This window comes from Thermosporothrix sp. COM3 (assembly GCF_059696735.1).
Genome location: NZ_AP019376.1, coordinates 6,318,004 through 6,330,837, shown reverse-complemented (window position 1 = coordinate 6,330,837; position 12,834 = coordinate 6,318,004). Strand labels below are relative to the sequence as shown.

The 12,834-nt window shown below is 53.9% G+C and carries 12 protein-coding genes; 1 reads left to right on the top strand and 11 read right to left on the bottom strand.

Going from position 1 to position 12,834, the window contains the following annotated elements; translation table 11 throughout:
* Positions 1-2: 2 nt before the first annotated feature.
* The 4 genes from KTH_RS27205 to KTH_RS27190 form a co-directional block, all read right to left on the bottom strand.
* Positions 3-638, bottom strand: a complete 636-nt coding sequence (locus KTH_RS27205; RefSeq protein WP_246046351.1) for an RNA polymerase sigma factor — start codon at positions 636-638, stop codon at positions 3-5.
* Between the two features lie 334 nt (positions 639-972).
* Positions 973-1,917 carry a Rieske (2Fe-2S) protein gene (locus KTH_RS27200; RefSeq protein WP_497622043.1) on the bottom strand — a complete coding sequence of 315 codons (945 nt, stop codon included), beginning with the start codon at positions 1,915-1,917 and terminating at the stop codon, positions 973-975.
* 5 nt (positions 1,918-1,922) lie between these two features.
* Entirely contained in the window at positions 1,923-2,885 is a 963-nt protein-coding gene (locus KTH_RS27195) for a class I SAM-dependent methyltransferase (protein WP_497622041.1), read from the bottom strand.
* 133 nt (positions 2,886-3,018) lie between these two features.
* On the bottom strand, positions 3,019-3,426 hold the full coding sequence (locus KTH_RS27190) for a response regulator (protein WP_497622039.1): 408 nt from the start codon (positions 3,424-3,426) through the stop codon (positions 3,019-3,021).
* A 449-nt stretch (positions 3,427-3,875) separates the two neighbouring features.
* Here KTH_RS27190 and KTH_RS27185 point away from each other — a divergent pair, with 449 nt between their 5' ends.
* Positions 3,876-4,715, top strand: coding sequence for a mechanosensitive ion channel family protein (locus KTH_RS27185; protein WP_497622037.1), 840 nt, complete (start codon positions 3,876-3,878; stop codon positions 4,713-4,715).
* Positions 4,716-4,767: 52 nt separating this feature from the next.
* On the opposite strand, the gene KTH_RS27180 is transcribed toward KTH_RS27185, so the two are convergent.
* From KTH_RS27180 to KTH_RS27150, 7 genes are all read right to left on the bottom strand, one after another.
* Positions 4,768-6,399 (bottom strand): PAS domain-containing sensor histidine kinase, encoded by a 1,632-nt coding sequence (locus KTH_RS27180; protein ID WP_497622035.1) that lies wholly within the window; start codon positions 6,397-6,399, stop codon positions 4,768-4,770.
* 188 nt (positions 6,400-6,587) lie between these two features.
* The gene (locus tag KTH_RS27175; RefSeq protein ID WP_497622033.1) at positions 6,588-7,337 is read right to left on the bottom strand and encodes an SDR family oxidoreductase; all 750 of its coding nucleotides are present in this window, start codon (positions 7,335-7,337) and stop codon (positions 6,588-6,590) included.
* A 1-nt stretch (position 7,338) separates the two neighbouring features.
* Complete coding sequence (locus KTH_RS27170; protein ID WP_497622031.1) at positions 7,339-8,223, bottom strand: glycosyltransferase; 885 nt, start codon at positions 8,221-8,223, stop codon at positions 7,339-7,341.
* 5 nt (positions 8,224-8,228) lie between these two features.
* Positions 8,229-9,527, bottom strand: coding sequence for a glycosyltransferase (locus KTH_RS27165; protein ID WP_497622029.1), 1,299 nt, complete (start codon positions 9,525-9,527; stop codon positions 8,229-8,231).
* A gap of 17 nt (positions 9,528-9,544) precedes the next feature.
* The gene (locus KTH_RS27160) at positions 9,545-10,522 is read right to left on the bottom strand and encodes a glycosyltransferase (RefSeq protein WP_111324247.1); all 978 of its coding nucleotides are present in this window, start codon (positions 10,520-10,522) and stop codon (positions 9,545-9,547) included.
* 23 nt (positions 10,523-10,545) lie between these two features.
* The gene (locus tag KTH_RS27155) at positions 10,546-11,682 is read right to left on the bottom strand and encodes a glycosyltransferase family 9 protein (protein ID WP_111324248.1); all 1,137 of its coding nucleotides are present in this window, start codon (positions 11,680-11,682) and stop codon (positions 10,546-10,548) included.
* The gene (locus KTH_RS27150) at positions 11,663-12,832 is read right to left on the bottom strand and encodes a glycosyltransferase family 9 protein (RefSeq protein WP_497622027.1); all 1,170 of its coding nucleotides are present in this window, start codon (positions 12,830-12,832) and stop codon (positions 11,663-11,665) included. Before KTH_RS27150 ends, KTH_RS27155 begins: the two co-directional genes overlap by 20 nt.
* Positions 12,833-12,834 lie beyond the last annotated feature (2 nt).

Sequence of the window (12,834 nt, the reverse complement as noted above, 5' to 3'; positions counted from 1 at the left end):
CGTCAGGCCTGAGCCATTTGCAGTTGAGGTGCCAGTGATTTACGCAACAGCATCTTCGCCCGATGGAAGTAGGTCTTTGCTGTCGCTTCAGGCATACTCAACGCCTGCCCGATTTCCGAAAAGCTCAGTTGCGAGGCGTAGCGCAACAGCACAACCGAGCGGAACTTCGGCGGAAGCGTCTGGATGGCAGATTGTAGAGTCGACTGTAAGTCATGTCGCTCTACCTCTTCTTCAGGCAAGGGGTGAGGATCTGGAATATCGTTCAGGAAGGAAAGGTCATTATCGTTATTCTCGGCCGACGCTTCCAGTTGTGAAAACTGAATGGCATAGCGTTTGCGACGTCTTAACTCGTCAATACAGCAGTTACGCGCTACCTGAAACAGCCACGGCTTAAACGGCTCACCGGTTCCCAATCTCGGCAATGTCGTATAAAAGCGCAAGAAAACCTGCTGCAATACATCACATGCCTGGTCATAATCACCCAGAAAGTGATAAATAAAGTTAAATAACGGGCTCTGATACCGTTGCACCATTGCTTCAAACGCTCTATTATCACCTTCAAGCACTTTCTCGGCAAGAATCGCGTCTGACAATTCGGGGAACACCTGAGCAGTTGTATAGTCCTGTTTCCGCAGCACAAGAAACCTCCTCAATTCTCTATGTACCAGTTCTCTATGTACCAGTAAACTTACCACGTTCTTTTATCTGCATTCATTTCTCTTGTTTTATCTCTCTGTAATTAGGGTATCTCGTTTCGAGAGGAAATACAACCAAATTCAGCACTGATAAACTCTGCGATAAACAGTTATAATCAGAAACTAAACTTCTGAAGCTGAATCTAAGATTTTTCTTAATTTTAACAAATGGACCTAAATCAGATCGATTTATTGTAGAGTTTCAATAAGTAGAAGAACGAAAGGAGCGGGGAAGAAGAAGGAGAGACCCCCTTCTTCCACCCGAATTCACAAGCGATCAGGCATGTTCCTGACGCCGAAGCTCGATTTTGCCATTGCGAACCCGCACCGCAAATGTGGGCTGTGCATAGACAGCCGGGCTATTAGCGACACTACCATCACACATATGGAAGCCGGAATTATGCCAGGGACAATAGACCACGCCATCTTTATACTCTCCCTTATCCAGAGGGCCGCCCATATGCGAGCAGGTCGCAGCAATCGCATAGATTCGTTCTCCATCCTTCAGCAGGACGGCGGGAACCCCGGCCACCTCAACGCGGGTCAGTTTGCCGGGCTCTAACTCGTTAGCGTTCATTACTGGCACAAAATCATCACTCCCACCCTCGGGAGCCACACGATTGACCATAATCGCATCAGAGAAGGACAGCTCACCACCCAGATACGCCGAATAGAGAGAGAGTGCATAGCCGGTCGAGGAGAGCGCGATCGCGGCATTACGCCGCCCTGTCTTGCGCAACAGCGCGGAGGCAAGTTGTAACACCAGGGTCCCGCCATTGAGCAGAGCATGCATGGTTCCAGTACGCCGCTCCGGTCCATCCGTATCGACCCAGTTCGTCGCTCCGGTCACAGCAGCAGCACCAGCGCCAGTAATACCCGCCCAGAGCGTCAGATCAGCGGCGCGAGCAGTGCCTTTCTCCTTGTCGGCCATCCAGGCGATATCAAGCAACAGGCTTGAGGTCCAGCACCCTAGAGGAAGCACAACCAGGAGCGGGTGCAACGGGTGCCCAAGCCAGGTACCATTCAACAGATCCTTCGCCTTATACGTGGATGATCCCGGTGCACCAAAGAATTTGGCCAGTCCATCCTGAAGAGGCTGCGCCAGTTTATCCAGCCACGGCAGCCGATTAATCAGCCGCATGCTCCAATGGCGCAAAACCGGCCCTCGGGGTGGAGTATCAACCCAGCTTGTCGTAGGCTTTGTTTTGATTTCTGTAACCATCTTATTTACCCATCCTTTCCTGTCACCTGTAACCAGCAGTAGTCATTTAACGGCTTGACACCCACAATTGAGCAGGGGACCGCTGAGCAACGTCGCGAGAGGATGTAGTCTAACATGGCCCTGTTGTGTGCATAGAAATGGCGAGCACAACGTACCGCGGCCTCGAAAGAGCGAAACTGAATCACGCTCCCATCAGCCGGGAAAGAGACATGCTGGAAGCCTCTGCCCTGAAACCAGGGCAGATCTACCATACGAGGCGCGAGAATAAGAATCTTGCCTCCATCTCTGGTCACACGGCGTAATTCAGCCAGACCGGGCTCGCCACCCTGCTCATCATCCGCGGTAAAGGCGGAACAGGAGAGCGCAATATCAACGCTCTTATCAGCAAGCGGCAACGCATCGAAGCGCCCGGCAAGACACCGCACCCGTTCCCCCAGGGGGTCCTGCTGACATTTGCACTCTAGCAAGTGACGCAGGCCCGGAGACGGCTCCACTGCATAGACCTGACGCGCTCCGTGGCGCAGACAGGCAAAGGTTGCGCGACCGGTCCCGGCTCCAGCATCCAGAACCACCCGATCTTGTATCTCGGACTGAAGCTGACGAAGTAGCTCAGGATGCAGGCGCTCTCCCTCGGTCAATTCCTCATAGAGTTCGGGAGTCTTCCAGTAGGTCAAGTCCCAGAAGAGCGCTTTCAACAGACGTCGACGCGCTCGTTCTCGGCAAACTGTGGATATCGGCTGATGCAAGGCTTGCTCAAACATGGGGAGCCGTTCGGCGGGAAGCTGTGCTCGCACCCGCTCGACAAAAGCAGGAGCAGCTCCATCCTGCATACTCCAGGCGAGGCCAGGTACGTCAAAAGCAGGGGAAGAAAGAAGATGATGAAGCATCTCATCATCAAAAACGTCAAGATCATGTATCTGAAAGGGATAAGCGTCGATTGTCTCAGGAGTCGTTCGCCGGGAACACACAGAACTTCTATCCTTTCCGAAAAATCTCCGCCGCTTCTGACCCGCCTCCTGGTGGATCAGGAAACACCTACAACACGAAAAGAAACGGCAGAGAGTTTCTCGGAAAGCAGTTCACATCAGGCCAATAGCCTATTTACGAGCTCATCTGTAAAGCGGAGCGAACAGAATGGATCAAGACATCAAGATCAAAGGGCTTGCTCAAATAGCCGATAGCCCCCATCCGTTCGGCTTTCTCCGCGGCATGCCCTCCAGCGGTCATTGTGAGAATAGCAATGGAATCTCCATACGCAGAATGCAGACCCGCGGCAACACCATGCCCATCAATCACCGGTAAGCCAATATCCAGCAACACCAGAGCAGGCTTTGATTGCAAAGCGCGCTCCAACGCCTCACGACCATCCGCGGCGGTCTCAACTGCAATCCCCTCATCTTCCAGCATCCATTGGATGGTCTCTCGCAAATCTGCATCATCTTCAACCACGAGAACGACCTTCTCACTTGTTTCCGTATCGACGGTTAGCGGTGTCACAATTGTATTCATCGGCTCTAAACACTCGATCCCTCTCTATTGGCGCTTCATACTAGATGGGAGAGGACGGTCAGCGGTATCTCCCCCGAAAAAAGAGCTTACAGGAAGGTTTCTGTCTTACAACAGCACATAGCATTGAATTCGCATTCTTGCTTCAAATATAAGCGGTATTCAAGGAGTTGTCAATTCTAGAAAAGAACAGAAACGTCTCTTTCTATTGTAGAGTTAATCAGAGGAGACAATTGCAATTATAAGCTCAACAACAAAGGAGAAGAGAAGCAGCCAACTAAAGAGTGCCTGTCTTCCTAAACGGTATCCTCCTCATAGAATATGCTCTTTCAAGAAACATTTTCATTGCACTTTTTCTGATCTATTTGGCAAATATTTATACTGATTATATCTAAAGAGAGGTGACCAGGCGATACACTCTACGAATAACACAGCAATGAAAGGAGTACAGTATGCGTACAATCACAGATTGGGGAACAGCTATCTGGCAATCTTTTGTCAATGCGATGAACATGATTATCAGCTTCATCCCCAAACTGATAGGCTTTCTGGTGATCCTGCTTGTTGGCTGGATCGTCGCTAAAGCGATCTCGAAAGCTGTGACCTGGCTGTGTCAACGCTTCAACGTCGAAGCCGCTGCCGACCGCATCGGACTTCATCAATTAGGCAGAAAAGCGAACATGCACATGGATGTCTCGGGAATACTGGGCAAAATTGTGTACTGGTTTGTTTTCTTAATTTTCCTGGTGCCTGCCTTTGACTCTCTCGGCCTGGGCTCGATCAGCAGCCTTCTTGGAACGATCGTTTCCTACATTCCGAACGTCTTTGTAGCCGTGATACTGCTCTTCCTGGGTGGTTGGATCGGCACCCTCGTTGCCGACGTCATCCGTAATACCACTGCCGTTAGCCGCATGGGAAATCCGAACATCTTTGCCAATATTGCCCGTATCGCCATCATCTTCTTTGCTGCTATCGTCGCTCTCTATCAGCTTCGGATCGCACCGGCCATCCTTCAGACACTCTTTACCGCCATTGTCGGCGCGCTGGCCCTGGCATTTGGTCTGGCCTTCGGTCTGGGCGGACGAGAGAGTGCACAGCACTGGCTGCACCGTGGAGAAGAGCGGCTTACTGCGGGGAGAAGCACGGCGCCAGCCGAGTCGAGAAAGCCAGGTGGGAGCGCAGGGGGTGGAGGTCGTCTCCAGAGCGCGGCTTCCGCGCCAGCAGACGAACAACTACGAAAGGGAACCTTTACGCAGAAACCGTATAACGAAACCCCTCCCTACAAACAGTAACGATCCGCAGGAAGAAGCTGGTTGCGTTCCAGCTTCTTCTTTATTTTGTGCACTATTTCTGATACAGAGGCAGAGAAAACCAGAACGTTGAGCCTTTGCCCGGAACACTATCAACGCCCACACGCCCGTTATGATACTCAATAATCTTCCCGGCGATATGGAGTCCCAACCCCAGACCGAGGCTTGAGCCATCTTGCACCCGTTCCACCTGATAGAAACGTTCCCATATCTGTTCCTGCTCCTCAGGTGTTAGTCCCGGGCCCTGGTCGTGAACCAGCACAATCACCTGATCCTGCTCAAGCTGTACCTCAACGGTAACAGGGACCTCGGCCCCCGAGAACTTACAGGCATTCGACAGATAGTTCGTCAATACCTGCCCGATACGCGTGGGATCAATCCGAACCGGAACCGTCTCGACTTCTTCAGGAAGCCGCAATCTGATCTCGCGTCTGCGTGTCCCCTGCTGTTGCTCCTCCACTTTCTGCTGAACAATCGGCAATAGGTCATGCTCTTCCAGCACCACTTTCAGTTTATTGGCCTGGATCCGGGATACGTCCAGTAAATCACCCACCAGGCGATTCAGGACGGCAACCTGACGCTCGGCCCGATCCAGCAGATCAAGCGGGTTTGTCTGTCCACTGCCCGGCTTCTCTCCCCGCTTGCGCAACACTCGCTGAGCAAGCTGCACACTGGCCTTCACGGTCGTTAATGGCGTGCGCAACTCATGCCCGGCAATACCGAGAAACTCTTCCATGCGCTGCTGTGTGCGACGAATCTCTTTCTCGCTACGCTTCAGCTCGGTAATATCATGGGCCAGCCCTACAACGCCCTCTAGCTTCTGATGCGGGTTATAGACATAGAAGGGGGCAGCGCTAAAAGCCATATCACGCTCATTCCCGTCTACATCGATCCAGCGCACCGGCTGCTCAACAACAGTTTCCCCCTTGAAGGCACGCCCAATGGCCAGTTCGTCCGCCGTAAGTTTCTGACTCTCAGGCGAAACAATATGATAGGGCTGAATCAATTCATCGGAATACCGCTTTGCTTCGATCTGCAAAGAGGGAAACATAGTCCTGGCCGCTCGATTCAGCAGGATTAACTTTTTCTCTGCATCGAAGATCATTAGTGCATCGGGGATGGCATCAATCACCGTATTTAAAAGGGCACGTTCAGAGAGCAATGAGTCCCGCAACATCTCGGCAGTGCGTCGCTCACTCTCTTTGGTACTCGCCAGAATACTGACACAAGCTCCAATCAAAACAAACAGGAAAGAGCCCATTACACCACGTGGCTCAATTGGTAAGGTATTGGTAGAAGGGGTCAGCATCACAAACAGAAGCAGTGCTCCCAGCACTGTCGTAATCAATCCCGGGCCAGCTCCCCAGTTCAGTGCAACAAAGACAACCAGCAGGGTAAAAGGAAGACTGGGGAAGAATGCGCCGGGAAGCGTTTGCAAGAGCAACAACAGCAGCGCCAGCCCCGCCAGGAGAACTACCGGCACAAAATAGCAGGCCAGCGGCCCCCGCAGATAGCGCGGCACCCATACAGGAGCAAACGTATGAAGAGAAAACCAGGAAAGAACCCGTGCAGGCATACTCGCAATCTTCCTTCTCTGTCGTGTTATCACGTTTCTCCTGGTGAAATAATCGTGCGCCGCCTCGTTACTCTGACCCTCTATCGCCATGTTTTTGACTCCTCCTGGAACTGAGAAGATCCCGCTTCGCGCAGACATAAGCCCTGTCTCGCTTTTACCTCAACGGGAACTCACATATAATACGGGCGTGCTTGCTAATCCGTTGAGCATAGCTTCACGGTACCAGGAGAGGAGTGCGACCCTTGTAGACGCACCCCCACTTCTCCTCATCTTTTGCTTTAGGGCCAGCTCGTTTCGGTAAACGGCGTAATCAACGCCTCCTGTAAGGCCGAGTCAGCCGGAACCCGCGTGGCAAAAACAATCAGTTCAGCCACATTTGCCGGATCCTGCAAGTTTCGTTCTTCCGGCATCGGAATTCCCTGTTCGGCAAAGCGATCAAAGAAATGAGTCTTCATGCCGCCAGGAATAATGGTCGTAACACGAATCCCGTGCTCACGGCCCTCGACTCCCAGACCCCGACTAAATCCGACCAGCCCCCACTTGGAGGCATGATAGGCTGATGCATTGGCCCAGGCACGGGTGGCCGCCGTTGAAGCAACATTGACAATATGCCCGCTCTTCTGGCGCTGCATATGCGGGAGTGCCGCCTTCGCGAAGAGAAACGGGCCACGCAGATTGATCGAGATAACCTGATCCCACTGTTCCACACTCATATCAGCGACCGAAAGGGTATGGTCGATTGCCGCACAATTGACAACAATATCCAGACGCCCAAAGCGCTCTACAGCAGCCTGTACTGTCTCAAAAACAGCCGCTGCATTACTGACATCACACGGAAAAGCCGCCACTCTCCCATCTTTTTGCTGAATTGCAGTACATACACTTTCAAGCTCTTTTTGCTTGATATCGACACACGCAACCATACACCCCTGCTCGGCAAATGCACGTGCGGTCGCTTCACCCAGACCGCTTCCGGCTCCGGTCACCAACACCACTTTATCGCGCAGTGAAATCGGTTCTATTCCCATATTAATTCCTCTTTTCTCCTCTTTTTGCATAGTGATTCTTTATAGTAGAGATTGGTGTCAATTCACCGATCTCCTCCAGTAATTCAGCAAACAGTTCGGTTGCATTGTGGCTTCGATCCACTACAGAGGTAGGCAATCCCAGATGATACGTGCCGCTCGGAAGAATACCACAACCTCCGTACTTCCGAATTAGCAGGAATTGCACAACCACTTCTTCTCCTGCGTGATTCACTGGCAGACGCTTCCACCAGGAAAACCCTCCTACGCTCAGCAGCTTGGCACGGTCAAAAAGCACATTGGCCCCGCCAACCCACGCAACCTTGTACCGTACCGTCTCCCCATTGTGGACAAGCTGCTGTTCCAGGTGAAGCGGATTCGCCGCGTTATTCACAAGGTGGCGATCCCAGGGCAGATTCTCAGGAGTGAATTGCTCCGGCCTGACGGGGCCCTCCCAGAGCTCGATATGCTGCTGATGGGGGCGATAATCATCCAGGTAGCCAAGCCCGGTCGCGGGGCAGCCAACAAAGCCGCACCCTTCCTGTTGCAACACGGAAAGCATCCGCTCCATGACGGTTGGCTCCAGCAGCACATCATCATCAATAAAATGGACATAAGGTGCGCTGCTCTGTTCAAGCAGAAATTGACGCTGCTCCGCCATGCCTCGTTTCTCCGGATGGCGCAACAGCGTGACCTGGTGCCCACGCCAGCGCAGCGCCCGGACAATCGTCTGTATCTCCTCACTATCCAGAAAACAGGCCTCCTCCTCTGTCTGATCAGAGATAAAGATATTGAAATCCTGAAATGTCTGCCCGAACAGGCTGGTCAGCACAACCGCCAGAGCAGTCTTGCGTCGATAGGTCGGTATCAAGACATCTACCAGAGCCATTCGCGTTACCTCCTGCTAGAAGCCCGGGTTATCGTCGATACGGGCTGCCGCCATTCCTGCAACAGCGCTTGATACAGCTCCGCCGTGCGCCGAGCGGCAACCGGCCAGGTAAACTCACGCTCAACTCGCTGGCGGGCAGCCTCTCCCATGCGTTCACACAATGCCCGATCCTTGAACAATTGATACAGACGCTCAGCCAGTGCAGCGGGATCACGTGGCGGAACCAGTAACCCGGTTTCGCCATCGGCAATCGTAAAGGTAATGCCGCCAACCGCCGAACCGATTACCGGACGTCCGCAAGCCTGCCCCTCAAGCGGAGTCAGCCCGAACGGCTCATACCAGGGAGTCGTAACCGCAACGTCGCCTGCACAGTAGTAGTAGCGCAACACCTCCGGCTGCCGTTTCCCGACAAAGACGACTCGATCCGCAACCCCCAGTTCAGCAGCCAGTTCCTGTAACGCCCCGATCTCTGGAGTCAGTGTAGGATCTGGCTCCATTGACTCGCCCCCTACAAGCACCAGTTTGACAGAAGGAAGCGGTCCATGCTCATGCAGCAGGATCGCAAGCGCACGCACAATATTTCGTGCATCCTTGCGGGGCAGCATGCGACCAACATAGACAATCACAAAGTCATCGCTGTGCAGTTCACAGGTTACACGACGGCGGGCCTCTTCGCGGTTCACCGGGTAGAACAGGGAGGTATTGACCGCTGAGGGAATCATCACTATTTTGGCGGGATCAGCCCCATAATCTTCAATCAGTTCGTGTTGTTCCCCGGGACACTGAGCAATCAAACGATCAACACGCTGGATAATTTCATGCTCTACCTGGATACGCTCGCTCGGACTGGTATCCGCCTCCTGTTGATGACGGCGCTTGGTGATCCCCATCGCATGAAAGATCTGGACAGCGGGAATCCGTAGCCGCTCACGGAGCTCTGCCGCGACCCAACCGGAGAGCCAGAAATTGCTATGGATCAGATCATAGTGCGTGCCGCTCCGCTCCTGAAAACGCAGAAAAGCATCGCGGAACTCTGGCATCAACGGCCAGAGCTCGTCTTTCAGCATGAAGGTAGCCGGACCCGCTGTCAGATGGATTACCCGCACGCCCGGCGCCCATTCGATCACTTCTGGTGTATCCGGGTTATCACGCCGGGTAAACACATCCACGGTATAGCCCAGTTGCGCCAGGTTTCGGCTGATCTCATCAACGTAGACGTTCTGCCCACCCGCATCAACACCTCCAAGAAGGGCAGTGGGATCGGCATGTTCACTGAGAAAAGCAACGCGTCTCGACTTCCCCATAACACATTCTTCCTCTCTCATAGGGAGACTACCGGGATTGTCTTCTTTCCAGAATCCAGAACCCGCTCAAAGGCCGCATTCCAAGCATGAGTAAAACGTTTCAAACTGAAGCGCTCCTGAGCGATCGCCCGGGCACGCGCCCCGATCTCGCGCGCGAGCGACGGCGAACGAAGCAGCTCCTGCATAATCGTGACCAACTCATCAACATTACAGGAGATAAAACCACTCTTGCCGTGTTCTATAACGGTGGGGAGCTCGGTTGTTGCCAGCGCCACGACCGGCATACCCAGCGTCATTGCCTCAATCACAGCCAGCGGCAAGCTTGTATAGCGAATAGGGCTGAAGAGGAAGCGGTATTGCGCCACCAGGCGATGCAAATCACGATAGGGCACATCACCGAGTCCCCCCAGTTCCTCCGTCTGCATCCCTGCCGCATCCAGCGGGATCCGCTCACGCACCTGCTGGAAAATGTCATACCCGGCAATACGAGGACGCTTCTGCATCCCGTTAATCACCGTGATGCCGCGCTCGATCTCGCCTGTATAGTGAGCAGAAGGATCGATCGCCACGCTATGCTCGATCACCATCGTGGGAGTTCGTCCGTTATCCCACATCAGGTGGTTATAGTGCGTGACATGGACCAGCAGCACCGAGGGATCATCAATCGGATGCTTTGTATCACAGGCGTGTGGCTTTGGTGTATTATGCTCAAGGTAGATTTTCGGTAAACGGCGCTGAGCCGGGCTCAGAATCTCCTCCTGATCTTCATAGTAGTTCTTCGGGGTCTGGAAGATAATCAGGTCAAGATCCAGATTCCGCACCTCTTCCGCCGGAACCTCATGCACAGAGTCGGGCAGGTCAAAAGTCGGCCCTCGCCCACCATAGCCCTCCGGTCTGCCAGGCTTTACAGGCAGGTACCATTCATGTGGAATACGAGCCAGCGCATTGAGATAACTTCCATGAATATGCCAGATCAAAATCTTTAAGCGTTTCATAGCATCCTCATCATTTCTGCTCTTTATGAATGAACTTGAACCGGTGACCGCAGCGCAGGTGCCGCAGCGCGAAGCTGTCTTTCAGCCAGATCAAACACCCGGGCGGGATCGAGCCAGCGCATACAGCGATGATCGATCGGGCAGGACCAGTAGCTACAGGGACTGCACACGACTGGACGCCGAACCAGCTTATGTTTTTCCTGGTCCAGCGGCTGCCAGCGATGATAGTCGGCAGGCCCGAAAAGCGTAATTGAGGGACAATTAACCGCATAGGCAATATGAGCAGGACCGGTATCATTCGTGATAAACAGGTCCAGCTTACTGAGCAGCGCCCCTAACGCGCCAAGAGAGGTCTGCCCCACCAGCGAGATAGGGTGTGTCTGCATCAGGGCAGCCACCGTCGCAACGGTCTCTTCTTCACCCTGGCTTCCTGTCAACAGGATTTGCGCCTGACAAGTTCTGGCAAGCATATCACCAACCCGGGCAAAATACTCGGCGGGCCAGCGCCTGGCCGAAGGTCGAGCGCCTGTATGCAGCGCGATCCAGGGGCGTTCGGCTCGGGGCAAGGCCCGCAACAAAGCCGTTGCCTCCGCGTGATCCTGTTCGTACAGAGGGAACTCCAGCCAGGGATCAAGCCGCTGACAACCAAGTATTGCAGCGAGACCCAGGTTACGGTAAATCTCATGCACATCATCGGGATAGGGAGCCCCTACGGTCAGTCCCTCAGGTTTCCCGTATGCTGGATCATAGTAGCCCACAGTGACCTCTGCCCGAAATTCTAGTGCCAGCGCATCGCTTGTTCGCCCGTTTCCATGCATCTGAATGACCAGATCATAGCCATATGCCTGCTGTGCTCGCAGAAACGCCTGCGACCGGGTCTCTTCATAAGACACCTCTTGAATGCCAGGGTAGCCCTGAAACTCGACAAAGCGATCAAGGTAGCGCTGAAAACGCCGCACAAACTCCTTCGCCCACGGCAGCCCGACCAGTGTGATTTCAGCCTGCGGAAAGCGATGGCGAATAGCCCGCAGCGCTGGAACCGCAACCAGCAAATCCCCCACGCTGAGCGCTCGAAAAATTGCAATACGACGCGGCTGCCATACTGGTGGAAGCTGCTCCCGCTGCAGGCATGCAAGCAGCTCAGACCCGGTTCGCGACATGGTTCCCTCCTTTCACGCTCTCAAGCAGCGTCTCCTCATCAAGCGGCGCACCAGTAAGCAGTTCATTGGCTGCCATCACAACCTGTTCAGGCGAGACCAGCCGCAAACACTCATGCTGATACGGGCAGATCCGGCTATAACAGATCCGGCAAGGGACATCATGATAGAGGAGCCGATGCGCCACCCGCCACGGTCCCCACTGTTCGGGCGGATTCGTCAGGGCAAAGAGCGCCACCACCGGCGTCTTGACCGCAGCCGAAATATGCATTGGGCCAGTATTATTGGTTACGGTCAGCGCAGCTTGCTGAATTAAGGCACAGAGCTGATCGAACGGAAGCACGCCAGCCAGAGGCAGCACCGAGGCCCTGTTCTCAGGCGCGACCTGACGTACAATGCCCTCCACAAGTTCCTGTTCCTCCGGCCCACCTGTGACCGCCACAAAGACCTGCAAGCGCTCTATCAGCAAATTGATGACCTGCGCATACATCTCAGGGGGATACGTTCGGGCTGGCATACTGCACCCGGGATGTACCACAATGAAAGGGCGTCCCTGTAGAAGCGGCGAGAGACGCTGCTGTATCTCCTCGCGAGCAGACTGCGGCACACGTAACACTAGATCCTGTTCTTGCGTTGTCATGCCAATCGAGCTCACCAGATCAAGACCACGCTGCACCTCATGCATCATGCGTTCCGGGTGCTTATGACGTGTGGTCAGCAGAGAGCCGGGGCCATCAATTGAGGCGGCAACCCGCAAGGGAATCTCGACCAGATAGCAGAGATAGGCTGCCGGGAGCGAGCTCTGTCGGAAAGAGGTAAAGATGATCGCTCCATCAAAGCGCTCTTCTTTGAGGCGGGCAATCATCCGCTGCTCACGTTCCGCATCAAGCGGTAGTTTGTGCCAGGGGTCCATCCAGGGGGCCTGATAGACCAGCACAGAATCAAGATCCGGGTCTAAACGGCCCACCTGCGCACCAACCGGACCCGCCAGAAGTGTGATTGAGGCGTGTGGAAGTGCCTGTCTGACAGCATGAAAGGCCGGCGTCATCAATAAGACATCGCCCAGATTATCCAGCCGCACAAGTAATACCTTGCGGACTGAACGCCAGCGCTCATCAAGCATAGCATTTTCTCTTCCGTGATATGTTTCCATCG